Below are 24,526 nucleotides of genomic sequence, written 5' to 3' on the forward strand. Positions count from 1 at the left end.
TTCGGCGCGCTCCAGGCCTGCGTCGCCCTGCGCGACTGGCTGCTCAGCGAGGGTGCGAGGCTCCCCAAGGCCGACGATCTCGTCGCTGGCCTGTCGGAGCGGTTGATCGAACTCGGCGTGCCGATCGACCGGGCCACGACGGCGATCGATACGCTGCACTCCGAATATTCCGGCGTCGGCCGCTACTGGACCCCGGAGGAAGGCTCGTCGGTGCGGTTGTTTCCGCATGGCGAGGCCTCCGACAAGGCCTATCGCGAGAGCCCCTTCTTCACCGTCCACGAGACCGGGGAATGGCTGATCCTCGATTTGTCCGAGGTGGCGAACGACCGATACTCCGTGATTCCGGATCTGAAGGCCGGGGGCTACACGCATTACATCGTGGCGCCGCTGTTCTTCACCAACGGCAGCCGCAACGGCATCACCTTCGCAACCCGGGCCAAGGACGGGTTTCGCGACGACGACATTGCGATCCTGCGCTTCGTCATGCCGACGCTGGCGGCGGTGATGGAGATGCGCATCGTCAACAAGACCCTCGACCAGGTCCTGCGCATCTATGTCGGTGACGAGCCCCACACCGCGATCCTTGCCGGCGACATTCGCCGCGGCCAGGTCCGGCGCATCCGGTCGGCGATCCTGTTCGCCGACATGCGCGACTACACCCGCATCTCCGCCGACCTGACGCCGGAGGAGGCGGTGACGCTCCTCAACATCTTCTTCGATTGCCTCGTGCCGGCGATCGAGCGCGAAGGCGGGGAGGTGCTGAAATATCTCGGCGATGGCCTGCTGGCGATCTTCCGCGAGCGCGGCGACGACCTCGGCACAGCCGCTAAGGGCGCACTGACGGCGGCGCAGAGCGCGCTCTCGGCCCTCGACGAGGCCAACGCGCTCGGGCGCTTCACGACACCGGTTGAGGCCGGCATCGCCCTGCATCACGGCGAGGCGGCCTACGGCAATGTCGGCTCGGGCGCCCGGCTCGACTTCACGGTGATCGGCCGCGACGTGAACTTGGCGAGCCGGCTGTCCCGGCTGAACCGGACGCTGGGCGAACCGCTGCTGATGTCGAAGCCGTTCGTCGACTTCCTGTGGGGCCACCCGGAACCGCTGGGACACCATGCCCTCGACGGTTTCGCCGAGCCGATGGCGGTGTATCGCCCGGCCCGCAGGCCGGCGGCCTGAACTGGGGGCGTGAACCGGCGGCCTGAACCGGGGGATTGACCCGGCGGCCCCGCAGGGCCACATCGATGGTGTTCCAGGGAGATCCCCGACAAGGGGCTGAGACACCGATGAGCTTGTCCGTCGAGGACGAGCGGCGCGGAAATCCTTCGAACCTGAACCGGCTCATACCGGCGTAGGGATTGGACCGCGGGTCTCGAGATCGGCCCGGCCTGCTCCGATAGGGAGCGGATGGACACCAGTCTCCGCCGTCCGACGCGGAGAGACGTTTGGCAGACCTGCCCACCACCCTCGGAATGCGGCGCGCGACCGGCGAAGCCTGGCCGTCGGTCCGCTTGCCCGAACATGCCGATATCGTCGTGGTCGGGGCCGGAATCATCGGCCTCTCGATTGCCTGGCGGCTGGCCGGGACTGGGCGCTCGGTCCTGGTGCTGGAACGCGCCGAGGTCGGCGCGGGGGCCAGTCTCGCCGCGACCGGCATGCTGGCGCCGGCGGCCGAGCACGAGCCTGGCTCGGACCCGCTGTTGCCGCTGGCGCTGGACAGCCTCGCCCGCTGGCCGGCTTTTCGCGATGCGCTGGAAGCGGCTTCGGGCCTCGATATCGACTACCGGATGCAGGGCACGCTCGTGCTCGCCATCGGCCGTGACGAGGTCGAGCGCCTTCGCTTCCGGCATGGGCTCCAGACACGCTCCGGCATTCGCGCCCGCTGGCTGACCGGCCCCGAGGTCCGCGAGCGCGAGCCGATCCTTCGCCCCTCCGTCACCGCCGGGATCCTGTGCGAGGACGACCATCAGGTCGATCCGCCCAGGGTCATGGCGGCCCTGATCCGAGCCTGCCGCAGGGCCAGCGTCGCCCTCGTGGCCCCCTGCGCGGTGGAGACCCTCGACTGGGCCGGCGGCCGGGTCTGCGGGGTCCGCACGGCGCGAGGTGGTGTCGCGGCCGAGACCGTCATCCTCGCCTCCGGCGCCTGGAGCGGGGAAGGCGGCCTCCTGCCGGCCGAGCTCGCGCTGCCGGTTCGCCCGATCAAGGGCCAGGCACTGTCCCTCAAGACCACGGCCCGCACGGGCACGCTGAGCCGCATGGTCTGGACCGAGCAGGTCCACATGGCGCCCAAGGGCGACGGCGACCTCATCGTCGGCGCCACGGTGGAGGATTGCGGGTTCCGCCAGGGCCTCACCGCGGGTGGGCTCTATGCGCTGTTGGAAGGCGCCCGAAGGGTCATGCCGGGCATCGAGGAGATGGAGGTGTCGGCGGTGTGGAGCGGCTATCGCCCGACCTCCGACGACGACGCTCCCATCGTCGATGAGCTGGCACCCGGCCTCGTCGTCGCCACGGGCCATCATCGCAACGGCTACCTGCTCACCCCCGCCACCGCCGACGCCGTGACTGCCTTCGTCGGCACGGGCGAGATGCCGGCCTTCGCCCGCGATTTCGGCCTCGCCCGGTTTTCCACCTCCCGTGTCAGGGCCTCCGCATGAAGCTCACCATCAACGGGACGCCGCGCGAATGCGAGGCGTCCGACATCGAAGCGTTGTTCCAGATCGAGGCCGAGGAGACTGGCGTCGAGAGTCCCCAGGGCGTCGCCATCGCGCTGAACGGCCGGGTGGTGCGACGTCGCGACTGGGCGCAGACGCCGCTCGGCGACGGTGACCGCATCGAGATCGTCCGCGCCATGCAGGGAGGGTAGGCCATGAACGCACACGCAACGCACCCGGGAGGCGGTCCTCTGGTGATCGCGGGCGTCAGCCTGACGTCGCGGCTGTTCATCGGCACAGCCGGCTACCCGACGCAGAGCATCATGGCCGCTTCGGTCGAGGCCTCCGGCGCCGAAGTGGTCACCGCCTCGATCCGGCGCGTCTCGCTCGAAGGCCACGGCTCCGACACGGTGCGGCGGCTTAAGGGCTACCGCTTCCTGCCCAATACAGCCGGCTGCGAGACCGCCCGCGACGCGATCCTCACCGCCGAACTCGCCCGCGAAGCGCTCGATACGAGCTGGATCAAGGTCGAGGTCATCGGCGACCGCGAGACGCTCTATCCGGACGTCGCGGAGCTGATCGCCGCCTGCCGCCACCTGGTGGACGACGGCTTCGTGGTGCTGCCCTATTGCAACGACGACCCTGTCACCTGCCAGCGCCTGGAGGATATCGGCTGCGCCGCGGTGATGCCGATGGGCTCGCTGATCGGATCGGGCATGGGGATCGCCAACCCGGCGAACCTCGAACTGATCTGCCGGCGTGCCGGAGTCCCCGTCATCGTCGATGCCGGGATCGGCACCGCCTCGGACGCCGTCGTCGCAATGGAGCTGGGGGCGGCCGGATGCCTCCTCAACACGGCCGTGGCCAAAGCCGACGACCCGGTGCGGATGGCCCGGGCCATGCGCTTCGCTGTCGAGGCCGGTCGTGAGGCGCATCTCGCCGGGCGCATCCCGCGGAGGGGGAGGGCGGAGCCGTCGAGCCCACAGCTCGGGCTCGTCGGCTCGTGAGGGCGCTGCCGTCGCCGCTTCTGGTGGTGACGGACCGTCTTGCCAACCCTGTACCCTCTGCGGGGGAGGGTGCCCCGCGCGTCAATGCCCGACACCTGCTCCTCGCCACGATCGACGCCGTCCTCGCCGGGGGCGCCGGTTGGGTCTGGTTCCGCGAGCGCGACATGGATGAGGCGTCCCGCAGAACCCTGGCGATCGCGGTGATGATACGGGTTCATGCCGGCGGCGGAACGTTCAGCCTGGGCGGCGATGCCGCCCTCGCCGCCGAGATCGGTGCGGACGGGGTACACCTTCCCGGCGGCACTTCGGGCGATGCGATCAGGCGCGCGCGCGATCTCCTGCCTGACGGCATCGTCGGCACCTCCGCCCACATTCTCGGCGAGATCGAGGTCGCCGCGAAGGCCGGCGCGAACTACGCGACCTTGAGCCCGGTCTTCCCCACCGCGAGCAAGCCGGGCTACGGCCCGGCGCTCGGCACCGCTGCCCTGCGCGCCGCATCGGCGTTCGGCATGCCGGTGATCGCTCTCGGCGGCATCACACCCATCAACGCAGGGGACTGCCGCGACGCCGGCGCAGCCGGGATCGCAGTGATGGGCGGCGTGATGCGCGCGACCGATCCGGCACGTGCGGCGGCCGCGTTCCTCGATGGCTGGGCTCAGCGCCCCGACGGCCCGTAGGGAGGCCGCGGGATCGCGCGATGCGCCGCGCGCAACGCGGCAGACCAACGTTCGCGCAGATCGTGGAAGTAGCTCTCGCCCGCCTCGATCCGGTAGTTCACCTCGGTATCGAGGGAGCCGACCCGCGAGACCGCGATGTCGATGGGAAGCCCGACCCCGAGATTCGACCGCATCGTCGAATCCATCGAGACGAGGCCCACTTTCAAAGCGTCGTACAGGTCGGTCTCGTATTTCACGGCGCGGTCGAGGATCGGCTTGCCGTATTTGTGCTCGCCGACCTGCAGGAATGGCGCGTCGCGGCTGCACTCGATGAAGTTGCCGGCCGAGTAGATCATGAAGAGGCGCATCGTCCCCTCGCCGATCTGGCCTCCGAACAGGAACGACACGTCCATCCTGAGATTGGCGGATTCGAAGCCTTCCCGCTCGATCGACCGCACCCGGCGGATCGCCCGCCCGACCAGTTGCGCTGCCTTGAACATGCTCGGCTGCTGCAGGATGGTCTGCGGCGCCTCGCCGTCCCTGTCGTCCACGCCCTCGGCGAGCATGCTCAGCACCGATTGCGTGATGGAGAGGTTGCCGGCCGAAGCCAGCATCATCACGCGCTCGCCCGGCACGTTGAAGTGGTGCAGCTTGCGGTAGGTCGAGATGTTGTCGAGCCCCGCATTGGTGCGGGTGTCGGCGATCATCACGAGCCCGTCCTCGACGAGGAGCCCGACGCAATAGGTCACTGTCCCGGTTCCCTCAAATCGTCCCGGGCCGCCCCGAAATCAGGACTGGACCGAGGCCTGTGCTTGCTCGACACGCAGCGTCACGTCGAGCGTTTCGGTGCCGCCGCCCATGCGGCTTCCGCGGATCGGCGCGGCACCGAGGTAATCGAGGCCGATGGCGACGCGGATATGCGCTTCCGTCGTCGCGATCCCGTTGGCCGGGTCGAACCCGACCCAGCCGAGATCGGGCACCAGGGCCTCGACCCAGCCATGCCCGGCCTCCTGGTCGACGACGCCGTCGGCGCGATGGAAGTAGCCCGAGACGTAGCGAGCCGGTATCTCCAAAAACCGGGCTGCGGCAATGAAGATGTGGGCATGGTCCTGGCAGACCCCTTTGCGCGCCTCGAAGGAGCGCGCCGCGGTGGTGCTCGCGCTGGCCGGGCCGGGGGTGTAGTCGACATGGTCATGCACCGCCGCCATGAGCCGGTGCAATTGCGACAGCGGCGTCGGATCGCCATCGGCGGCCACCGTCTTCGCGAACTCCTGAATCTCGGGATTGGCCGTCGCGAGGTCGGAATCGCGAAGATAGAACACGTCCGGCAGGCGCTCGATCGTGCCGCGAACCACGCCATGCATCTCGTTGGTATCGACCTCGCCCGTGACGCGGATGGAGAGCGAATCGGCCGGCTCGTCGGCGGTGAACCAGTGGACGATGTTGCCGAAACCGTCCTCGCGCTCGCTGACGCGTCCATCCACCGAAGGCTCGATCCGCCACCGCCGCACATACTGCCCATCGTGGTCGCAGGGCCTGAGCCGCAGGACCTGGATCAAGCCGCGCGCAGGGTGCTCATAGGTGTACTGGGTCTCGTGGAAGACGCGGATGCGCATGCGGGGACCTCGTCGCGCGGGCTTGGATCATTGGACCGGACTCACATCCGGTTCGATGATCTAGCATCTTGTTCCTGCATCGGCTTTTCCAAAAACCGGGCTCCACTTTTTGGGCCGATGCTCAAGCCCCGACCCTATACCAGATATTGCTCGATGACCGCCGCGCCGAGGCGGTTGTTCTCGGCGATGAAGGCCGTGACGAATTCGTGCAGGCCCGAGTTGAAGACCCGTTCGATGTTCTCACCCTCCAGCCGGGCCAGGGTGTTGCTGGCCAGACGCTGGCTGGCGCCGCGGCGGCCGTAGGCGTCGGCGACGAGGTCGAGATGCTCGACGAGCATGCCGTAGCAATTGGCCAGCGAGCGCGGCATCTGGCGGTTCAGGATCAGGAGGTCGGCGACCAGAAGCGGCTTGACGCTCTCGCGATAGACCCAGTGATAGGCGTTGAAGGCCGAGACCTCGCGCAGGATCGTGGTCCACTGGAAATAGTCGAGGCTGCCGCCGACCCGCTCGGTGTCGGGCAGAAGGATGCGGTACTTCACGTCGAGGATGCGGGCGGTGTTGTCGGCGCGCTCGATGGCCGTGCCCATCCGGGTGAACCAGTAGGCGTCGTTGCGCAGCATCGTGCGGTAGGCCGAGCCGTCGAAGGCGAGCGACACGCCCTTCACCCAGTCGAGGAAGTGCGAGAATTCCTCGCGGTTGAGATCGCGTCCCTCGTAGTTGCGCAGCTCGAGCCAGGCGCCGTTGATCGCGTCCCACATCTCCGTGGTGAGGGCGGTTCGCACGCTCCGGGCGTTCTCGCGAGCCGTCTCGATGCAGGAGCGGATCGAGGACGGGTTGTGCGGGCTGAAGGCCAGGAAGTTGCAGACGGTGGCCTCGTTCACTCCGCCGTAGAGCGGCTTGAACACCTCCGGATCGCCGGCCGAGGCGAGTGCCGAGGCCCATTCGTTGGTCTCGCCGCCGCCATAGCTAGACGGAAGCGCCGCGAGCCGATGGGCCGCGTCGAGGATGCGAGCCACGAACTCGGCCCGCTCAACGTAGCGGGAAAGCCAGTACAGGTTGTCGGCAGTCCGGGAGAGCATGGGCGTCCGTTATCGGGCGGACCGGCACCCTATCGTGTGACCGGCGGTTGCGATGGGCCTGCCTGAAACCCAGGCAGTCGAAGGCGTTCGGTCAGCCATCAGGCGTCGAGCACCCAGGTATCCTTGGTGCCGCCGCCCTGGCTCGAATTGACCACCAGCGAGCCCTCCTTCAGGGCGACGCGGGTGAGGCCACCGGGAACGATGCGGATCTCGTCGGCTCCGCACAGCACGAACGGCCTCAGATCCACGTGGCGAGGGGCGACGCCGGAGGCGACGAACGTCGGACAGGTCGAGAGCGAGAGCGTCGGCTGGGCGATGAACCCGTCCGGGGCATGGCGCAGCTTGCGCGCGAAATCGTCTATCTCGCGCTTGCTCGCATGCGGGCCGACCAGCATGCCGTAGCCGCCCGATCCGTTGACCTCCTTCACCACGAGGTCTGCGAGGTTGTCCATGACGTAGGCCAGGGCATCCTTCTCGCGGCAGCGATAGGTCGGCACGTTGTGGAGGATCGGCTCCTCGCCGGTGAAGAACCGGATGATGTCCGGCATGTAGGTATAGACCGCCTTGTCGTCGGCGATGCCGGTGCCGACCGCGTTGGCTAGCGTGACCGTGCCGCGCTCGTAGGCGTTCATGAGTCCGGGCACGCCGAGCACCGAGTCCGGGCGAAAGACGAGCGGATCGAGGAAGTCGTCGTCGAGACGCCTATAGATCACGTCGACCCGGCGCGGTCCCTCGGTGGTGCGCATGTAGACGACGTCGTCCTTGGTGAAGAGGTCGGACGCCTCGACGAGGTCGACGCCGAGCTTGTCGGCCAGGAACGAGTGTTCGTAGAACGCCGAGTTGTACCGGCCGGGTGTCAGCAGCACGACGGTGGGGTCACGGGTGGCGGTCGACGGCGCGAGGCTGCGCAGTGTCGCCAGGAGGGCGTCCGGATAATTCTCCACCGGCGCGACGCGGTGGCGCGAGAACAGCTCGGGGAAGAGCCGCAGCATCACCTCGCGATTCTCGAGCATGTAGGAGACACCCGACGGCGTACGGGCGTTGTCCTCCAGCACGAAGAAGTCGTTCTCGCCGGTCCGGACGATGTCGATCCCGGCGATCTGCACGTAGAGGTCGTGCGGCACCGAGAAGGACCGCATCTCCATACGGTAATGTGGATTGCGATAGACGAGGTCGGCCGGGATGATGCCGGCCTTGATGCATTCCTGGCCGCTGTAGATATCCTTCAGGAACGCATTCATCGCGGTGACGCGCTGCTTCAGGCCGCGCTCCAGGAAGCTCCATTCCGGCTTGGTGATGACCCGCGGGATGATGTCGAACGGAATCAGACGCTCGGTAGATTCGTTGGCGCCGTAGACCGCGAAGGTGATGCCGATGCGCCGGAACAGCAGTTCGGCCTGGCTGCGGCGGGTGTTGAAATGCTCGGGCGGCGTAGTCTCGAGCCAGGATTTGAGGCTGCTATAGGCTTCGCGCACCGCCGCGGGGCTCATGCCGTCCACGGCCAAGCCGTTCATCTCGTCGTACGCAACGAGCGCCATTCGCGCCTCCCCTTGACCGTCCGCATCATCGCAAGAGGCGCGCCACCGACCGGGCGCGAGCCTTGCGGGACTTCGCCGACGAAGCACCGACGGAGCAGTCGTCGTCATCCTAGCCGAATGCACGGCGATCTCCACCGCGCAGACCAGGGACGAACCCCAGGTTGAGCTTTCGGTTCCGCCAACGGTCCTGCCTCGGGCGCAGGTTTCAGATCAGCTTGAGGCCCTTGAAGCTGGCATGTCCGTCCCGACCGAGGATGAGGTGGTCGTGGACGACGATGCCGAGGGGATCGAGGACGGCGACGATATCGCGGGTCATGCGGATATCGGCTGCCGAGGGCGAAGGATCGCCCGAGGGATGATTATGGGCGAGGATGATTGCGGTCGCCGACAGTTCGAGGGCACGGCGCGCGACCTCGCGCGGATAGACCGGTGTGTGGTCGACGGTGCCGCGACCCTGGACCTCGTCGGCGATGAGATGGTTGCGCTTGTCGAGGAAGAGCATCCGGAACTGCTCGCGGGCCGAGAAGGCCATGGTGGCGCGGCAATAGTCGAGGAGCGCCGCCCATGACGAAAGCAGGGGGCGCGCCGCGATCGCGCCGCGGGCCAGACGATGCCCCGCCGCCTCGATCAGCTTCAGGTCGGCGACGACTCCGGCGCTGACGCCCTCGATCTCGGCGAGGCGTGCCGGCTCGGCGCTCACCACCTCGGCAAAGCTGCCGAATCGGCGGATCAGCGCCTTGGCCAGCGGCTTCACGTCCCGCCGAGGGATGGCGCGGAAGAGGGCGAGTTCGAGAAGCTCGTAATCGGGCAGCGCGTCGGCGCCGCCTTGGGCGAAGCGAGCGCGCAGGCGCTCGCGATGACCGTGATAGTGCTGCGGCTCCTCCGGCGCCTGGTGAGGCGACGGCTCGCCGATGGCGAGCGGCAGGCCTGGCCGGCTCGGCTTCACCGGCGCGCCCTCAAGCGCCGATGTCGACCGGCTTGTGCAGGCCCTTGGGCGACAGGGTGAAGATCTCCGCGCCGGTCTCGGTCACTGCCACCGTGTGCTCGAACTGGGCCGACAGGGAGCGGTCCCGCGTCACCGCCGTCCAGCCGTCGGAGAGCACCTTCACGGCTGGCCGTCCGAGATTGATCATCGGCTCGATGGTGAAGAACTGGCCCGGACGCAGCATCACGTCGTAGCTCGGCTCGACGTAGTGCAGGATGGTCGGCGCGTCGTGATAGGAACGGCCGAGGCCGTGGCCGCAGAAATCGCGCACCACGGTGCAGCGCTCGGCCTCGGCGTAGGTCTGGATCGCTCGGCCGATGTCGCTCGTGGTCCGGCCTGGCCTGACCGCCGCGATGCCGCGCATCAACGCCTCGTAGGTGATCTCGCACAGGCGCGCGGCCTTGCGCGGCACTTCGCCGACATAGGCCATCCGGCTCGAATCGCCGTGCCAGCCGTCGAGGATGAGGCAGATGTCGAGGTTGACGATGTCGCCCTTGCGAAGAGGCTTGTCGTTGGGGATGCCGTGGCAGACGACATGGTTGATCGAGGTACAGATCGATTTCGGATAGCCGCGATAGAGCAGCGAGGCCGGATAGGCGCCGTGGTCCATGGCGAAGGTAAAGGCTAGGCGGTCGAGGGCCTCCGTGGTCACCCCCGGCACCGTCGCCTCCATCAGCAGGTCCAGGGCCTCCGCCGTCAGCCGCCCGGCGCGGCGCATGCCCGCGAAGCCTTCCGGCCCATAGATCGGAGGTTCGGGTACGCGACGGCCGGTCTCGGCCTTCGCTTGATCCTGCTGCATCATCGGTTGTTCGAACGTCTTCAGGGGCCGCGGCGCGTGTCTGGGACGCAGTGTAGGATGCGCCGGCGCCTGCGCCAACCCGCTTGTGGGCTAGGATTGCCCGTGTCGAGCGGATAGACCTTGAGACGATCGAGGGTCCGGCCGGCGGACCCCGACGGGCAGGACGGCGCGATGGCTGATCTCGGCAAACCGCATTTCCACAACGACCTCGGCGTGCCGGTCATCCATGTCGGCTCGAAGGAGTTCATGTGCATCGGCGCCAAGCCGCCCTTCGACCATCCGCACGTCTTCCTCGACATGGGCGCCGACGAGGAGACCATCTGCCAGTACTGCTCGACGCTCTTCCGGTTGCGCGCCAGCCTCAAGCCCGGCCAGGCCGAGCCGGCCGAATGCGTCTGGGTCGACCAGGTCGGCGTCGCCAGCGGGGTCGCCGCGTAGGGGCGAGGACCGTCCGTGACGCAACGAACCATCGCCATCGTCGGAGCCGGGATCGGCGGCCTCACGGCGGCCCTCGCCCTCGATGCGGCCGGCCACGCCGTGACCCTGATCGAGCGGCGCACGGGGTTCAGCGAGGTCGGGGCCGGCATTCAACTGTCCCCGAACGCCAGCCGGGTGCTGATCGGCCTCGGCCTCGGCGGTGCCCTGCGCCGGTCCGCCAACGCGCCGCCGTGTGTCGCGGTGCGCGACTTCGCGAATGGGAAGGCGCTTGGGGCGGTCGAGCTCGGCTCGCCGTTCGAGGCGCGGTTCGGCGCGCCCTACTACGTCATCCACCGGGCCGAGCTTCAGACGATGCTCCTCGACGCCGTGCGCGCCCGCAGCGGCATCCGCCTCATGGTCGGGCGCGAGGTCGTCGGCCTCGCGGAGACCGAAGGCGGGGTGCGCCTGACCCTCGAGAGCGGGCATGGTGCGCGCACCGACAGCTTCGAGGCCGACCTCGCCATCGGCGCCGACGGCGTCCGTTCGCGGCTGCGCGAGCATCTCGACGCCAAGCCCCTCCGGCCCTGCGGACAGGCCGCCTGGCGGGCCGTGGTGCCGCGCGAGGCCGCTCCCGACGCGTTGCAGGGCGACGAGACCGGACTTTGGCTCGGACGCGGGCACCATGTGGTGCATTACCCGATCGCCCGCGGTCAGCAGATCAACGTCGTGGCGGTGATCCCCGAAAAGCTCGGGAGCGAGGGTTGGGGCCAGCTCGGCGAGCCGGCGGTGCTGCGAGCCCGCCTCCACGAGGCCTCGCCGCCGCTCGCGGCCCTGCTGGCGATTCCCGATTCCTGGCTGGTCTGGTCCCTGGTCGACCGGCCGGCGGCACGGCCCCTTGCCTTAGGGCGGATCGCGCTGATCGGCGATGCCGCCCACCCCATCCTACCGTTCCTGGCGCAGGGCGCGGCGCTCGCCATCGAGGACGCGGCGGTCCTGGCCCATACGCTCGCCGAAGGCGACGTGCCGGCCGCCCTCGACGCCTATGCCCGTGCCCGGGCTCCCCGCGTCCGGAAGGTGCGCGACGCCGCCCGCGGCAACGGCCGCACCTACCATGCCGGCGGCTTGACGCGCCTCGCCCGCAACGTGGTGATGCGCCGCCTCGGCCCGGCCCGCATGAGCGAGCGCTACGCCTGGCTCTATGGTTGGACGCCGGCGGGCAAGGCTTGATCTCGCCCGCTGTCGCCGCTACCGCAAGGTCCATGCGGACGTGGCGGAACCGGTAGACGCACGAGACTTAAAATCTTGCGGCCGAAAGGCTGTGCGGGTTCGAGTCCCGCCGTCCGCACCAGCCGTCGCGTCCAAGAATATCGAGCCGGTTCCCCGCAGCTGAGGTTGACCGAGCATTGGCGCGAAACCTGCTCACCATCGACGCCGTTCGACACTCTCGGCGGGTGCCGCGCGTTGGTTCGTCGTCACGCCCGGCGCCGGGTCCATCGCGCCGCCTGAACCACACCGAAGGACAGCCATGACCGAGCTTCATCCCGAGGTCGCCGCCGTCACCGAACGGGTCGTCTCGCGCTCGCGGCCAACGCGACACGCGTATCTCGACCTGATCGCGCGGGAGCGGGAATCCGGCGTCCACCGGCCAATGCTCAATTGCGGCAACCTCGCCCACGGCTTCGCCGCCTCGGGCGAGGACAAGCCGGCGATCAAGGCTGGGAGGGCGATGAACATCGCCATCGTCACCGCCTACAACGACATGCTCTCGGCGCATCAGCCCTATGGGCGCTACCCCGAGCAGATCAAGCTGTTCGCCCGCGAGGTCGGCGCCACCGCGCAGGTCGCGGGAGGCACCCCGGCCATGTGCGACGGGGTCACCCAGGGGCAGCGCGGGATGGAGCTATCGCTGTTCTCGCGCGACACCATCGCGCTCTCGACGGCGGTGGCGCTCAGCCACGGCATGTTCGACGGCGCGGCCCTGCTCGGCATCTGCGACAAGATCGTGCCCGGCCTGATCATCGGGGCCCTGCGCTTCGGCCACCTGCCGATGATCCTGATCCCGGCCGGGCCGATGCCCTCTGGTCTGGCCAACAAGGAGAAGCAGCGCATCCGCCAGCTCTATGCGGAGGGCAAGGTCGGGCGCGATGAGCTGCTCGAATCCGAGTCCGCCTCCTATCATGGCGCCGGGACGTGCACCTTCTACGGCACCGCCAATTCCAACCAGATGATGATGGACGTGATGGGCCTGCACATGCCCGGCGCCTCCTTCATCAATCCGGGCACGAAGCTGCGCCAGGCGGTCACCCGCGCCGCCGTGCATCGCCTGGCCGCCATCGGCGCGCAGGGCAACGAGTACCGGCCGCTGGGGCTCTGCGTCGACGAGAAGGCCATCGTGAACGCCGTCGTCGGGCTTCTCGCCACGGGCGGGTCGACCAACCATGCCATCCACCTGCCGGCGATGGCCCGCGCGGCCGGGATCGTCCTCGACTGGGAGGATTTCGACCGACTCTCGGCGGTGGTGCCCCAGGTCGCCAAGGTCTACCCGAACGGCTCCGGCGACGTGAATCACTTCCACGCCGCCGGCGGCATGAGCTTCGTCATTGCCAGCCTGATCGATGCCGGGCTCCTGCATGATGACATCCTCACCGTAGCCGGCACGCGGCTGCGCGACCATGCCCGCGACCCCAAGCTCATCGAGGATGAACTGGTCTTCGAGGATGCGCCGGACCATTCCCACGACGAGTCGATCCTGCGGGCGCCCGCCAACGCCTTCAAGGCCGATGGCGGCATGCGGCTGGTGAAGGGCAACCTCGGCCGGGCGACGTTCAAGACGAGCGCCGTCGATCCGGCGCGATGGACGGTGGAGGCTCCAGCCCGGGTCTTCGACGACCAGGACGACGTCCTCGCCGCCTTCAAGGCGGGCGAGCTGGAACGGGACGTGGTGGTGGTGGTGCGGTTCCAGGGACCGAAGGCGAACGGCATGCCGGAGCTGCACAAGCTGACGCCGCAGCTCGGCGTGCTGCAGGACCGCGGATTTCGGGTCGCCCTGGTGACGGACGGGCGGATGTCGGGCGCCTCCGGCAAAGTCCCGGCGGCGATCCATCTCAGTCCCGAGGCTCTGGGCGGCGGGCCGCTGGCGAAGCTGCGCGACGGCGACATCGTGCGCCTGAGCGCGGAAGCCGGGAGCCTGGAGGCCCTGGTCGATCCGGACGAGTGGGCGATGCGCGACGACGCCACTGCGCCATCGCCGGCCTTCGGCACCGGCCGCGAGCTTTTCGCGTTCATGCGCCACGGCGCCGACGGGGCCGAGCAGGGCGCATCGGCGATGCTGGCTGCGGCGGGGTTGTAATCCACGCTCGATCCGTCTCCTTAAGCGGGAAGGCACCGGTCTCGACCGATCGAGGATATCGCCCATGACCACCATCGACGCCCTGATGCGCTCCGTGCCCGTGATCCCCGTCCTCGTCATCGAGGATGTCCGCGATGCCGAGCCGATCGCGCGGGCGCTGGTCGAGGGCGGGCTCAGCGCCCTCGAGGTCACCCTTCGCACGCCGGCAGCGCTCGAGGTGATCCGCGAGATGGCGAAGGTCGAGGGTGCGGTGGTGGGGGCCGGCACCGTCCTTAACGCGAGGGACCTCGACGCGGCGATGAGAGCCGGTGCCCGCTTCATCGTGAGTCCCGGTCTCACCGACCCGCTCACCAGGGCGGCCGTGGCAAGCGGCGTTCCCTACCTACCCGGCATCGCCAATTCCGCCGACATCATGCGCGGCCTCGACCACGGCCTCGACCGATTCAAGTTCTTCCCCGCGGAGGCGGCGGGCGGCATCAAGGCCCTGAAGGCGCTGGCCGGCCCATTCGGCGAGGTCCGGTTCTGCCCTACCGGCGGGATCACGGAGGCGACCGCCCCGGACTGGTTGGCGCTCAAGCCCGTCCTCTGCGTCGGTGGAAGCTGGGTGGTTCCCGCCGGTGCGCCGGATCCCGCTGCGATCCTGCGAGCCGCACAGGCAGCAGCGCGCCTGCGTCCGGCCTAGGGCACCTAGATCGTCGCGCTTGTGATCGACGCCGCATTCGCAACGGCTGGCTAGCACGCCGAAGCGAATACCGGCATGCACACGGGACGGGCAATGCCGGCGACAAATGTCGGCGTGACTGCCCGAGAACGGTGCTTCTCCGGTCAGGGTTTCGTCGATAGGCTCACGCTCCGTGCACCGGGCTAACCGAATGGCCGGGATCCTCGACGGCCGTGAGCGCGGATCTTGCCCAGTGCAAAAAGCGGTATGGCCAAGACCTTTACTTGCGGCCCGCCCGACCGCTGATAAGCTAGCTCCCGCTAGGCAGCGATGCCGGGTCAAAAAAGTCATCATCCAGGAGTGAGTTTGCCGATGCATACGAGTCATCAGCGCCATCGGCGCCGTCCCGTCGCGATGCTGCTCGGCCTCACGGCCGCGGTTGCCGCCGGGTCGGCACAGGCGCAGGACCTCACCGGGACCCTTGCGAAGATCAAGGAATCGGGCGCAATCACCATCGCCTACCGCGACGCCTCGGTGCCGTTCTCCTACCTCGACGGCGACCAGAAGCCGGTCGGCTACGCTTTCGAGATCTGCAATAAGGTCTCCGATGCGGTCAAAGCCCACCTCAAGCTGTCGAAGCTCGAGGTCAAGCTCAACCCGGTGACCTCGGCGACCCGCATCCCGCTCATCGCCAACGGGACCGTCGACCTCGAATGCGGTTCGACCACGAACAACCTCGACCGTCAGAAGCAGGTGGCCTTCACCAACACGCACTTCCTCACGGCGACCCGCTTCGTAGCGAAGAAGACCGCCAAGCTCGACAAGATCGAGGATCTCAAGGGCAAGACGGTGACGTCGACGTCGGGCACCACCAATATCCGGCAGATCAACGAGGTGAATACGGCGCGCAGCCTCGGCCTCACGATCCTGCCGGCCAAGGACCATGCCGAGGCGTTCCTGATGGTCGAGACCGGCCGCGCCGTGGCCTTCGTGATGGACGACGTCCTGCTCGCCTCGCTGGCGGCCGGATCGAAGGACCCGGGAGCCTACGCGATCTCGTCCGAGGCGCTGTCGGCGCCCGAGCCCTACGGGATTATGCTGCGCAAGGACGACGCGTCGTTCAAGAAGGTCGTCGATGATGCGACGGCCGCGATCTACAAGAGCCCCGAGGGCAAGGCGCTCTACGAGAAGTGGTTCACGAAGCCGATCCCGCCGCGCGGCATCAACCTGAACCTGCCCATGAGCGAGCCCATGGTGAAGGCCTTCAGCAATCCGAGCGACAGCGCCGACCCGGCAGCCTACTGAACGCAGGGCAGTCCGTCTCCGGAGATCCGGAGGCGGTCCGCCTCGTTCATGGCAATCATGGCCCGCAATGCCTTCCCTCGTCACAGAAGAACATGCCCTAGCCGATGAACTACAACTGGAACTGGAGCATCTTCTTCGAGCCGTCCCCGGAGGGAACCGGCACCTACGCCGACATGCTCCTGTCGGGATTGCAGTGGACGGTGGCGACCGCACTCTGCTCTTGGATCATCGCCTTCTCGCTGGGCTCCATCATCGGCGTGATGCGGACGCTGCCGAGCAAGACCGCCAACGCGATCGGGACCGGCTACGTCGAGCTGTTCCGCAATATTCCGCTCCTGGTCCAGCTGTTCCTCTGGTACTCGGTCATGCCGGAGGTGCTGCCCGAAAACTGGGGTAACTGGCTCAAGCAGTTGCCGAACGCCTCGTTCTACACGGCGGTGATCTGCCTGGGCTTCTTCACCGCGTCGCGCGTGGCGGAGCAGGTCCGCGCCGGCATCGAATCGTTGCCGCGCGGACAAAAGATGGCCGGCACCGCGCTGGGCCTGACGACGGCACAGACCTACCGGTACGTGATCCTTCCCATTGCATACCGGGTCATCTTGCCGCCGATGACCTCCGAGTTCCTGAACAATCTCAAGAACACCTCGGTCGCCCTCACCATCGGCCTCCTCGAACTCACGGCGCGGGCTCGCTCCATGCAGGAGTTCTCCTCGCAGGTGTTCGAGGCCTTCACGGCCGCCACCGTGATCTACCTGCTCATCAGCCTCCTGATCGTGACCCTGGCGGGCAAGCTCGAAACCCGCGTCGCCGTGCCGGGTTCGCGGTGATGTCCAGCGTCACCTCATCAACCGTCATCGTGATCCGGGGTTAGCCGATGTTCTCGGATTTCGATTTCAAGGTCGTCCTCGGGTCGCTACCGTATCTTTTCGGGACCGGCATGGTCTTCACCGTCACGCTGACGGTGCTGGCGGCAACCGGCGGCATCATCCTCGGCACGCTCATCGCCATGATGCGCCTGTCCGGCATCGCCGTGCTGGCGATCCCGGCCAAGATCTACGTGAACTTCATGCGCTCGCTGCCGCTGGTGCTGGTGATCTTCTGGTTCTACTTCCTGGTACCCTATATCGGGCAATGGATGACCGGAGCCTCACGGCCCATTTCGGTCGGCGCCTTTACCTCGGCCCTCGTGACCTTCACGCTGTTCGAGGCCGCCTTCTTCTCCGAGATCATGCGCGCGGGCATCCAGTCGATCTCGAAGGGACAGACCGCGGCCGCCCAGGCGATCGGACTGACCTACCGCCAGACCATGGCCACGGTCATCCTGCCCCAGGCCTTCCGCAACATGCTGCCGCTGCTTCTGACCCAGACCATCGTGCTCTTCCAGGACACCTCGCTGGTCTACGTCATCTCGCTGACCGACTTCATGGGCGCGGCCTCGAAGGTCGCCCAACGCGATGGGCGTCTCGTAGAAATGTATATCTTCGCAGCACTGGTCTACCTGGTGATCTGCCTGACTGCCTCGACCCTCGTGCGGCGCCTTCAGCGTCGTGTCGCCATCATCCGCTGAAGGCACCCCCATGTCCGCTTCCGCCTCGCCGACGGCCACAGCGCCGATGATCGCGATCAACAGCATCAGCAAGTGGTACGGGCCGGTCCAGGTCCTGAAGGACTGCACCACGCAGGTGACCAAGGGCGAGGTCGTGGTGGTTTGCGGCCCGTCCGGCTCGGGCAAATCCACCCTGATCAAGACCGTGAACGCCCTGGAGCCGATCCAAAAGGGCAACATCACGGTGGACGGCATCGGCGTCCAAGCCAAGGGCACCGACCTGCCCAAGCTGCGCGCGCGCGTCGGCATGGTGTTTCAGCATTTCGAGCTGTTCCCCCATCTCTCGATCACCGACAACCTCACGCTGGGCCAGCGCAAGGTGCTAGGACGGCCCAACGACGAGGCGCGGAAACGCGGCCTCAAGCTTCTCGAGCGGGTCGGGCTCTCGGCTCATGCCGCGAAGTTTCCGGGCCAGCTCTCAGGCGGCCAGCAGCAGCGGGTCGCCATCGCCCGAGCCCTGTCGATGGACCCGGTGGTGATGCTGTTCGACGAGCCGACCTCGGCCCTCGATCCGGAGATGGTCGGCGAGGTGCTCGACGTCATGGTCGGGCTCGCCAAGGAAGGCATGACCATGATGGTGGTGACCCACGAGATGGGGTTCGCCCGCAAGGTCGCCAACCGCGTTGTGTTCATGGACCGCGGCGAGATCGTCGAGGATGCCAGCAAGGACGACTTCTTCGACAAGCCGCGCTCCGACCGCGCCCAGACGTTCCTGTCGAAGATCCTGGCGCACTGAAGCTGCTGGCCGCGCAGGGTCCGGTCTTCGGGGCGCCGTTCCACCCTTGACACCGGCGTCCCGCAGCGGCTGACATGATGCGGTATTGGCGAGCTCCGGATGCACGGTGCCGCAGCGGGAGAAGCGTATCATGCGGGCTCTGGGTTCTGCTGTTCTACTCGTGACGGCCGTTCTCCTGCCGACCGCCGTCTCGGCACAGGCGACGACGGGGGCGGGCGTTCCGGCGAATATCTGCAAGGAACTCGCCGCCTTCCTGCATCCGCCGCCCGCCCCCGCTCCGGCCGCCGCGCCGAGCACGCAGAGCGCCGTTCAGGCGCCGAATCCAGGCGGTACGGTCGCGACACCACCTGCCGGCGGCGAACCGCAGAAGTCGGCCGGCCTCAGCGGTCCCGTTCCCAATGGCGGCCCGGGCGCGGCCGGACCTCAGGGCGCTTCTCAGAACGCCGCAGCCCCGTCCGGTGCAGCTCCTCAGACGCAGGCTGCTGCCCCTGCGGCAGTGCCCGCCGCTCCGGCCGCGCCTCCGCCCAAGAAACCGGCGCCCGAAGAGGTCGAGAAGGCGGACGCGGCGATCAACGCGAATGATATCGCTGCCTGTCAGGCCTCGGCTCGCGGGATGCGCCGAGCCGGCGTCGTCATGCCGGCACCGCTGATGTCCCTGGCGGCTCTCGACCTGAAGTTCCTCGACGCGGCTCGCTGAGGGAGTTCACGGCGCACGAGGAGCCTCACGGCCCTCGTCGAAGGTCTTCTGAACCGTCGCGGTCCTGAGACCGTTGAGTGGGTGGAGGCCGGCCGGCCTTCGCTCCGGCCGTGCTTGGCCGGGTCCCGTCTAGGCCGGTCCCCAATCCGCGCGCGAGCCTGAATCGGGCTCGCCGCCGGTCAAAGCCGGCCCCGGAGGATACCATGAACCGATCCACCCAAAGCGCCGTCGCCCTGTTGTCGCTAGCCTTCAGCGTCGCTCCGGCATTTGCCCAGCCGAATCCCGGGGCGATGGGTTTCCTGACCGAGCCGCCGCCCGGTGGCCTGCGTGCCTCGAAGCTCGTTGGTGTCGAGGTCAGCGGGATGGATCACGAGCGGATCGGTCGGACCGAGGAGATCATCATCGATGCAAGCGGCCGCGCTCAAGCCGTCGTGGTCGGCGTCGGCGGCTTCCTCGGCATCGGGGAAAAGCGGATCGCCGTCCCCTTCGACCAGATCGTCTGGAACATGGGCGAAGCCGGAAGTGGAACGACGTCCCGTTCCAGCACGGCACCCGCCAACGCACCGAGCGGGGAGGCGGCCGCTACGTCAGGTCCGCAGACCATGCCCGGTGCCCAGGTCTCGAACGACGTTCTGGCAACCATTGACGAGAAGCGTGGCGGAGCGGTCAACGACGCCACGGGATCGGCCGCCGCCAAGGATCAATCCCGCGGCACGGCGACGGTGCCGGTCGCAGGAACAGGTGGCGGTCCAGTCCGTGCCGAGATCCGGCAGACGAAGGCGACGCTGCAGGCGGCACCGGCCTATCGGCCCTGACCTCCCCACCGCAGCCGCCTGGCTGAGGCAACAATAGCGGGTCTCTGGGTCTGCACGATCGCCTCAGCCGGACGCGGTCCGCCGAGGTGGGCTCACGCGCTCACTCTTGAGGGCATCGCGAGCCTGCCCGGCAGCGTCGATTGCTCGGTCGGCGGCTGCGCTCAACTCGGGCAGTCGATCGAGCCCGGCACCCTCCTCGGCTTCCTCTTCAAGCTCAGCGCAGAGTCCGGACAATTCGATGAAGCCGAGTTGTCCGGCGAGGGAAATGAGAGCGTGTGCATTCTCCCGCAGGATTTGACAGGTCGCACCCGGATCCCTCAGCCGCTCGATACGCAGCCGCAGGTCGTCGACGAACGCCGAGAGGAGGGCCGGAATACGGTGGCGACCGAGGATCTCGGTGAGCATGTCCAGCGTGTCGTCATCGAGAACGGCTGCGCGATCCGACTGAACGGCACCCGAATCCACGGTGTCCCAGACGATTCGATCGATCACGGCGAACAGCTCTGTCCAATCCACCGGCTTGGCGACGTGGGCATCCATGCCGGCCTCCCGGCAGCGCGCGACCTCGTCGGCGAGCGCATTGGCGGTCAGGGCGACGATGGGCAGGCGTCGGCGACCCGTCGCGGCTTCGCGGCTGCGGATCAGGGAGGTTGCGGTCAGTCCGTCCTGTCCCGGCATCTGGACATCCATCAGGACGATGTCGAGGGCCGCGTCGGCCTCGACGGCGGCGACCGCCGCGGCCCCATCACTCACGGTCTCGACGGCGTGGCCCTTCCGCCGGAGGACCGCCGCGATGATCTCCTGGTTGACCGGGTTGTCTTCCGCGAACAGGATTCTGTAGGTGCGCGGCGCGGGCGCGACCGCTCCGGTCGAGCGGCTGTCCGTTTGGCCCGCGACCTGAAGGTCGAGGGGCACCTCGAACCAGAAGGTCGAGCCAGCGCCGAGGTCGCTGACGACCCCGAGCTGTCCGCCCATCAGCTCGGTGAGCCGCCGCGAGATCGCGAGACCCAGCCCGGTTCCGCCATAGGTCCGGGAGATCGATCCGTCCGCCTGGCTGAAGCGCTGGAACAGGCGCGGCAGCTTGTCGGCCGCGATACCGATCCCCGTATCGATCACCTCCATACGCAGGCGTTGCCGGCCATCCCGGTCCAGCCAGCGGGCCGTGATGGTCACAGTGCCCGATGGCGTGAACTTGATGGCGTTGGTGGCGAGGTTGAGAAGCACTTGGCGCAGCCGCGCCGGATCGCCCACGAACGCGTCAGGCAAGTCCGGGGCGATATCGGTGCTCAGGGTCAGGTAGCGATCGCGCGCGGACTCCGCCACGAGTTCGCAGCAGCTCGCGATGAGGGCACGGATGCCGAACGGGACCGCATCGATCGTGAGCTCCCCGGCTTCCATTTTCGAGAAGTCGAGGATGTCGTTGACGATCGTCAGGAGCGAACGGCCGGATTCCTGGGCGAGGCCGACAAGCCGGACCTGGGCCGGGCTCAGGGTCGGATCGCTCTTGAGAAGGTCGTGGACGCCGAGCATCCCGGTGAGCGGGGTGCGGAGTTCGTGGCTCATATTGGCCAGGAATTCGGTCTTGATGCGTGCCCCGGCTTCGGCGGCGATCTTGGCCTGTTCGAGATGCTTCGCCTGACGCTGACGCAGGGTCACGTCGCGCAGGGCCATCACGATCTGCGCGATACCGTCCTCTTCGACCCAGCGGAACGCCGCCTCGATCCAGACGTCGCGCCCGGCCTTGTGACGCATCCGGTAGACCACCGAGCCAGCCGGGTTCTGCGCGTTGAGAGCCCGGAGGCCGGCCGTGAGTAGCGAACGGTCCTCCTCCAACGTCACGTCGATCAGTCCGCCTTGCATGACCTCCGCGACGCCGTAGCCGAGGATTCTCGTCACCGCCGGGGAGACGTAGGTCGGCGTCCCGTGGACGTCGCCGAGGACGATCAGGTCCGACGTGTGATCGGCCAGCAGCCGATAGCGCGCCTCGCTGTCGCGCAGGCGCTGCTCCGCCCGCCGCGGCTCGGTGATATCGGTGATCGTCTGGACGTAACCGTCCCCGTCATGCGTCGGCAGGGACCGGATCTCGATCACGCTCCCATCGGACCGCCGACGCTCGGAGATCAAGTCTGTGGTCCGCCTGTCTTGGTCAAGATACCAGTAATTCGCATGTTCGATCGACTGCCCCCAGCTTCCCGTCCCGCGCATGTGCTCGCGTAGGGCGCGGTAGGTCGGGCGGAGCGCCATCAGCTCAGCGGGAAGGCCGAGGAGCGCGAGCGCCCGACCGTTGGCGACCGGCACGGTACCGTCCGGGGCAATCATCAGGAGACCCTGGTTCATGCTGTGCAGGGTCGCCTCGAACAGAGCGGATTTCTCGGCCAGTGCCCGCTCGGCCTGTTTCAGTTCGGTGATGTCCGCGAAGACGCCGAACAGCGTGCGGCACTCCGGCCCGTCGCCGGTGGACGCTTCGCAGAAGCCGCGGACCTGGACATGCCGGATGCTGTCATCGGGACGCACGATGCGCAGCTCGAAGGCGAAATCGACGCCGCTCTCCATTGCCCGCTCGATGTGGGCGGTCACGGCGGCTCGATCGGCCGGGTGATAGAGCGAGACGGCGGCTTCGACTGTCGGCGTGAAGGCGGCCGGATCGAGACCGTGGATGCGGTAGATCCCGTCGGACCAAGTCAACGCCCGCGACGGCAGCGCGACGTGCCAGTGTCCGATCTCGGCCACCTGCTCGGCCAGCATCAGCAGCCGGTTCGCCTCACGCGCCTCGGCCTCGGCGGACTTCAAGTGAGTGATGTCGCGGGAGCCCACGAAGATCCGGGTGATCCGATCGGTGTGCGGATCGCGAAGCGGTACGTGGATGACGTCCCAGATCCTGCGTTCGCCACCGACTACGGATTGGTCTTCGCTCCGGACCGATCCTCCGGTCGCAACCGCGCGCGTGAGTTCCGTCGACACCTTCGCGGCCTCTTCGGGGCCGACGATATCCGGCAACGGCCTGCCCTGCGCGGCGTCCTGCTCCACGCCACGCGCCGCCGCAGCGGCAGGATTCCAGGTCTCCAGACGGAAGCCGCCATCTTCCTCGATGCGGTACACGTAGAGGCAGTCGGTGGCGTTCGCGAAGAGGCCCTTGAACAAGGCCCGGGTCTCTTCGGAGATGCGCTCGCTCGCGGCGATGCGGCGATTTCGCCGTTCGAGGCCGGCGGCGAGCGCGCCGAGCGCGAGGGTTGCAATCGCCATGACGACGGCCTGCAGGATAGCGTCGTACCGCCATGCCGCCAGCGCGTCGTCCATCGAGACCGACGCCGTCACCACGAGCGGAGACCGATCCAGGCGCTGGAAGCCGACGATCCGTGCGAGGCCATCGACCGTGGACGCCGGCGTCAACAGCACGCCGGATGAAGCCTGACGGAGAGACTGCGTGAACAGGCGCCCGCCCGAGATGTCGCGGGTCATTGTCGGGGAGGGGACCGGCTCCCGAACCAGCAGACGACCGTCGCCGAGCCACAGGCCGATCGCACTGTCCTGGCCAATCTTGATGCTGTCGTAGAAGGCGCGGAAGTGATCGGCGAGCAGGGTCGCGCTGACGACACCATCGAAGCTCCCGTCGGCTTTCGACAGCCGTCGAGAGAGCGGGATGACGGTGGCGTCTCCGAAACGACTCGTGATCGGGACGTCGATGTGGAGAACCTGTTCCTCGTTCTGCCGGTGCCAGTTGAAATAGGCACGGTCAGCGCTGCTCCGTGGTGCATGCGGACCGGCGGAATCGAAGATCCAGTCGCCCTCCGGGTTCATGACCTGAAGTTTGTGCAATTGCGGCAGCGTCGCCGCACGCCTTTCCAGGAATTCCGTCAGCTCGGCGCGGTCGGGATTGCGCAGTCGCTCCTGAACGCCCGTGAGGATCAGGTCGACGCTCTCGATCGTGCGCGAAGCGTGTTGCGCCAGCACGTTGGCGAGGTTCTGGGCCTGCTGCGAGGCCGTCGCGAGGGCGACGGCCCGCGATCGGGCGATCTGCCCGGCGCCGATGAGCACGACGAGGATGATCGCCAGGAGCGTGATGACGGTCGCGGTCGAGAGAGATCGCCGCCGCGTGAGGACCGGAGGTGTAGCGGGCAAGCGTTCGGGCTCCAGACGCCGCCTCAGCCCGGCGCGTCGATCAACCTTGCAGGGGACACGCGACGCTATCGTCATTTGCCCGAACGGTCACGTGCGACAGATCCAGGCCTGTTGGACCGCCGACGGCCGCACCGCTACTCCGTCAGCCGGCCCAATCGAGCTGCGGCTTAACCGCAAGGACATCGCGGATCTTGCCCGCCAGGGCATCGGGCCGGAAAGGCTTCACCAGGAATCCGTCGACGCCGGCATCGGCAGCCGCGATCCGCGAGGCCGATCGGGCATTGGCCGTGAGCATCAGGAACTGGACATGGCCGAGGCCGGGATCGGCACGGATCAGGCGAAGCAGCTCGATCCCGCTCATGGGCGCCATGTTCCAGTCAGAGATGACGAGCCCGAAAGGCCGCCGACGCAGGAGTTCCCAGGCGGCGGCGCCATCGGTCGCGCATCGCACATCCGTGAAGCCGAACGCCTTCAGCATCGCCGAGAGGGTTTC

At 67.8% G+C, this 24,526-nt stretch carries 23 protein-coding genes, 1 tRNA gene and 1 riboswitch; of the genes, 16 read left to right on the forward strand and 8 right to left on the reverse strand.

Annotated features, from left to right (window positions below; genetic code table 11):
- From ACFE7U_RS10715 to ACFE7U_RS10735, 5 genes are all read left to right on the forward strand, one after another.
- Positions 1 to 1,176 (forward strand): adenylate/guanylate cyclase domain-containing protein (locus tag ACFE7U_RS10715; protein ID WP_375409711.1); only part of this gene is annotated, 1,176 nt, incomplete at its 5' end.
- Positions 1,177 to 1,242: 66 nt separating this feature from the next.
- A riboswitch (TPP riboswitch) is annotated at positions 1,243 to 1,373 on the forward strand.
- 96 nt (positions 1,374 to 1,469) lie between these two features.
- On the forward strand, positions 1,470 to 2,651 hold the full coding sequence (thiO, locus tag ACFE7U_RS10720) for a glycine oxidase ThiO (protein ID WP_375409730.1): 1,182 nt from the start codon (positions 1,470 to 1,472) through the stop codon (positions 2,649 to 2,651).
- Complete coding sequence (thiS, locus tag ACFE7U_RS10725) at positions 2,648 to 2,860, forward strand: sulfur carrier protein ThiS (RefSeq protein ID WP_375409712.1); 213 nt, start codon at positions 2,648 to 2,650, stop codon at positions 2,858 to 2,860. Before thiO ends, thiS begins: the two co-directional genes overlap by 4 nt.
- A gap of 3 nt (positions 2,861 to 2,863) precedes the next feature.
- The gene (locus ACFE7U_RS10730) at positions 2,864 to 3,655 is read left to right on the forward strand and encodes a thiazole synthase (protein WP_375409713.1); all 792 of its coding nucleotides are present in this window, start codon (positions 2,864 to 2,866) and stop codon (positions 3,653 to 3,655) included.
- Positions 3,652 to 4,332: a thiamine phosphate synthase gene (locus tag ACFE7U_RS10735; protein WP_375409714.1), complete on the forward strand. Its 681-nt coding sequence runs from the start codon at positions 3,652 to 3,654 to the stop codon at positions 4,330 to 4,332. Before ACFE7U_RS10730 ends, ACFE7U_RS10735 begins: the two co-directional genes overlap by 4 nt.
- Here ACFE7U_RS10735 and ACFE7U_RS10740 read toward each other — a convergent pair.
- The 6 genes from ACFE7U_RS10740 to map form a co-directional block, all read right to left on the reverse strand.
- The gene (locus ACFE7U_RS10740) at positions 4,311 to 5,060 is read right to left on the reverse strand and encodes a peptidase (RefSeq protein ID WP_375409715.1); all 750 of its coding nucleotides are present in this window, start codon (positions 5,058 to 5,060) and stop codon (positions 4,311 to 4,313) included. The two genes, ACFE7U_RS10735 and ACFE7U_RS10740, sit on opposite strands and share 22 nt — an antisense overlap.
- Positions 5,061 to 5,099: 39 nt before the next feature.
- Positions 5,100 to 5,927 (reverse strand): transglutaminase domain-containing protein, encoded by an 828-nt coding sequence (locus ACFE7U_RS10745; protein ID WP_375409716.1) that lies wholly within the window; start codon positions 5,925 to 5,927, stop codon positions 5,100 to 5,102.
- A gap of 134 nt (positions 5,928 to 6,061) precedes the next feature.
- A complete protein-coding gene (locus tag ACFE7U_RS10750) occupies positions 6,062 to 7,006 on the reverse strand; it encodes an alpha-E domain-containing protein (RefSeq protein ID WP_375409717.1) in 945 nt (314 codons plus the stop codon).
- Positions 7,007 to 7,104: 98 nt separating this feature from the next.
- Positions 7,105 to 8,544, reverse strand: a complete 1,440-nt coding sequence (locus ACFE7U_RS10755; protein ID WP_375409718.1) for a circularly permuted type 2 ATP-grasp protein — start codon at positions 8,542 to 8,544, stop codon at positions 7,105 to 7,107.
- Positions 8,545 to 8,749: 205 nt separating this feature from the next.
- Positions 8,750 to 9,469: a DNA repair protein RadC gene (radC, locus tag ACFE7U_RS10760; RefSeq protein WP_375409731.1), complete on the reverse strand. Its 720-nt coding sequence runs from the start codon at positions 9,467 to 9,469 to the stop codon at positions 8,750 to 8,752.
- 31 nt (positions 9,470 to 9,500) lie between these two features.
- On the reverse strand, positions 9,501 to 10,328 hold the full coding sequence (gene map, locus ACFE7U_RS10765; protein WP_375409732.1) for a type I methionyl aminopeptidase: 828 nt from the start codon (positions 10,326 to 10,328) through the stop codon (positions 9,501 to 9,503).
- A 171-nt stretch (positions 10,329 to 10,499) separates the two neighbouring features.
- On the opposite strand from map, the gene ACFE7U_RS10770 reads away from it, so the two are divergent.
- From ACFE7U_RS10770 to ACFE7U_RS10820, 11 genes are all read left to right on the forward strand, one after another.
- Positions 10,500 to 10,766: a zinc-finger domain-containing protein gene (locus ACFE7U_RS10770; RefSeq protein WP_375409719.1), complete on the forward strand. Its 267-nt coding sequence runs from the start codon at positions 10,500 to 10,502 to the stop codon at positions 10,764 to 10,766.
- A 15-nt stretch (positions 10,767 to 10,781) separates the two neighbouring features.
- Positions 10,782 to 11,972, forward strand: a complete 1,191-nt coding sequence (locus tag ACFE7U_RS10775) for an FAD-dependent monooxygenase (RefSeq protein ID WP_375409720.1) — start codon at positions 10,782 to 10,784, stop codon at positions 11,970 to 11,972.
- 34 nt (positions 11,973 to 12,006) lie between these two features.
- A tRNA-Leu gene (locus tag ACFE7U_RS10780) sits at positions 12,007 to 12,093 on the forward strand.
- A gap of 177 nt (positions 12,094 to 12,270) precedes the next feature.
- Positions 12,271 to 14,094, forward strand: coding sequence for a phosphogluconate dehydratase (gene edd / locus ACFE7U_RS10785; RefSeq protein WP_375409721.1), 1,824 nt, complete (start codon positions 12,271 to 12,273; stop codon positions 14,092 to 14,094).
- A gap of 64 nt (positions 14,095 to 14,158) precedes the next feature.
- Positions 14,159 to 14,776 (forward strand): bifunctional 4-hydroxy-2-oxoglutarate aldolase/2-dehydro-3-deoxy-phosphogluconate aldolase, encoded by a 618-nt coding sequence (eda, locus tag ACFE7U_RS10790; RefSeq protein ID WP_375409722.1) that lies wholly within the window; start codon positions 14,159 to 14,161, stop codon positions 14,774 to 14,776.
- A 351-nt stretch (positions 14,777 to 15,127) separates the two neighbouring features.
- A complete protein-coding gene (locus ACFE7U_RS10795) occupies positions 15,128 to 16,060 on the forward strand; it encodes an amino acid ABC transporter substrate-binding protein (RefSeq protein ID WP_375409723.1) in 933 nt (310 codons plus the stop codon).
- A gap of 104 nt (positions 16,061 to 16,164) precedes the next feature.
- Positions 16,165 to 16,887 (forward strand): amino acid ABC transporter permease, encoded by a 723-nt coding sequence (locus ACFE7U_RS10800; RefSeq protein ID WP_375409724.1) that lies wholly within the window; start codon positions 16,165 to 16,167, stop codon positions 16,885 to 16,887.
- A 47-nt stretch (positions 16,888 to 16,934) separates the two neighbouring features.
- Positions 16,935 to 17,627 carry an amino acid ABC transporter permease gene (locus ACFE7U_RS10805; RefSeq protein WP_375409725.1) on the forward strand — a complete coding sequence of 231 codons (693 nt, stop codon included), beginning with the start codon at positions 16,935 to 16,937 and terminating at the stop codon, positions 17,625 to 17,627.
- 46 nt (positions 17,628 to 17,673) lie between these two features.
- Positions 17,674 to 18,402, forward strand: coding sequence for an amino acid ABC transporter ATP-binding protein (locus tag ACFE7U_RS10810; protein ID WP_375409733.1), 729 nt, complete (start codon positions 17,674 to 17,676; stop codon positions 18,400 to 18,402).
- A gap of 160 nt (positions 18,403 to 18,562) precedes the next feature.
- Positions 18,563 to 19,099 (forward strand): hypothetical protein, encoded by a 537-nt coding sequence (locus tag ACFE7U_RS10815; protein WP_375409726.1) that lies wholly within the window; start codon positions 18,563 to 18,565, stop codon positions 19,097 to 19,099.
- A 203-nt stretch (positions 19,100 to 19,302) separates the two neighbouring features.
- Positions 19,303 to 19,914, forward strand: a complete 612-nt coding sequence (locus ACFE7U_RS10820) for a PRC-barrel domain-containing protein (protein WP_375409727.1) — start codon at positions 19,303 to 19,305, stop codon at positions 19,912 to 19,914.
- Between the two features lie 63 nt (positions 19,915 to 19,977).
- Here the strand turns inward: ACFE7U_RS10820 and ACFE7U_RS10825 are convergent, their stop codons facing one another.
- A complete protein-coding gene (locus ACFE7U_RS10825) occupies positions 19,978 to 24,033 on the reverse strand; it encodes a PAS domain S-box protein (protein WP_375409728.1) in 4,056 nt (1,351 codons plus the stop codon).
- Between the two features lie 142 nt (positions 24,034 to 24,175).
- Positions 24,176 to 24,526: response regulator (locus ACFE7U_RS10830; protein ID WP_375409729.1), on the reverse strand; the 351-nt coding region annotated here is incomplete at its 5' end.

This window comes from uncultured Methylobacterium sp. (assembly GCF_964251405.1).
Classification (GTDB): Bacteria; Pseudomonadota; Alphaproteobacteria; order Rhizobiales; family Beijerinckiaceae; genus Methylobacterium.

What these genes read in the sequence shown, in the direction of transcription:
- thiO (WP_375409730.1), top strand. Translation starts at nt 1,470, where the DNA reads ATGCGGCGCGCGACCGGCGAAGCCTGGCCGTCGGTCCGCTTGCCCGAA.
- thiS (WP_375409712.1), top strand. Translation starts at nt 2,648, where the DNA reads ATGAAGCTCACCATCAACGGGACGCCGCGCGAATGCGAGGCGTCCGAC.
- ACFE7U_RS10730 (WP_375409713.1), top strand. Translation starts at nt 2,864, where the DNA reads ATGAACGCACACGCAACGCACCCGGGAGGCGGTCCTCTGGTGATCGCG.
- ACFE7U_RS10745 (WP_375409716.1), bottom strand. Translation starts at nt 5,927, where the DNA reads ATGCGCATCCGCGTCTTCCACGAGACCCAGTACACCTATGAGCACCCT.
- ACFE7U_RS10750 (WP_375409717.1), bottom strand. Translation starts at nt 7,006, where the DNA reads ATGCTCTCCCGGACTGCCGACAACCTGTACTGGCTTTCCCGCTACGTT.
- ACFE7U_RS10755 (WP_375409718.1), bottom strand. Translation starts at nt 8,544, where the DNA reads ATGGCGCTCGTTGCGTACGACGAGATGAACGGCTTGGCCGTGGACGGC.
- map (WP_375409732.1), bottom strand. Translation starts at nt 10,328, where the DNA reads ATGCAGCAGGATCAAGCGAAGGCCGAGACCGGCCGTCGCGTACCCGAA.
- ACFE7U_RS10770 (WP_375409719.1), top strand. Translation starts at nt 10,500, where the DNA reads ATGGCTGATCTCGGCAAACCGCATTTCCACAACGACCTCGGCGTGCCG.
- edd (WP_375409721.1), top strand. Translation starts at nt 12,271, where the DNA reads ATGACCGAGCTTCATCCCGAGGTCGCCGCCGTCACCGAACGGGTCGTC.
- eda (WP_375409722.1), top strand. Translation starts at nt 14,159, where the DNA reads ATGACCACCATCGACGCCCTGATGCGCTCCGTGCCCGTGATCCCCGTC.
- ACFE7U_RS10795 (WP_375409723.1), top strand. Translation starts at nt 15,128, where the DNA reads ATGCATACGAGTCATCAGCGCCATCGGCGCCGTCCCGTCGCGATGCTG.
- ACFE7U_RS10800 (WP_375409724.1), top strand. Translation starts at nt 16,165, where the DNA reads ATGAACTACAACTGGAACTGGAGCATCTTCTTCGAGCCGTCCCCGGAG.
- ACFE7U_RS10805 (WP_375409725.1), top strand. Translation starts at nt 16,935, where the DNA reads ATGTTCTCGGATTTCGATTTCAAGGTCGTCCTCGGGTCGCTACCGTAT.
- ACFE7U_RS10810 (WP_375409733.1), top strand. Translation starts at nt 17,674, where the DNA reads ATGATCGCGATCAACAGCATCAGCAAGTGGTACGGGCCGGTCCAGGTC.
- ACFE7U_RS10820 (WP_375409727.1), top strand. Translation starts at nt 19,303, where the DNA reads ATGAACCGATCCACCCAAAGCGCCGTCGCCCTGTTGTCGCTAGCCTTC.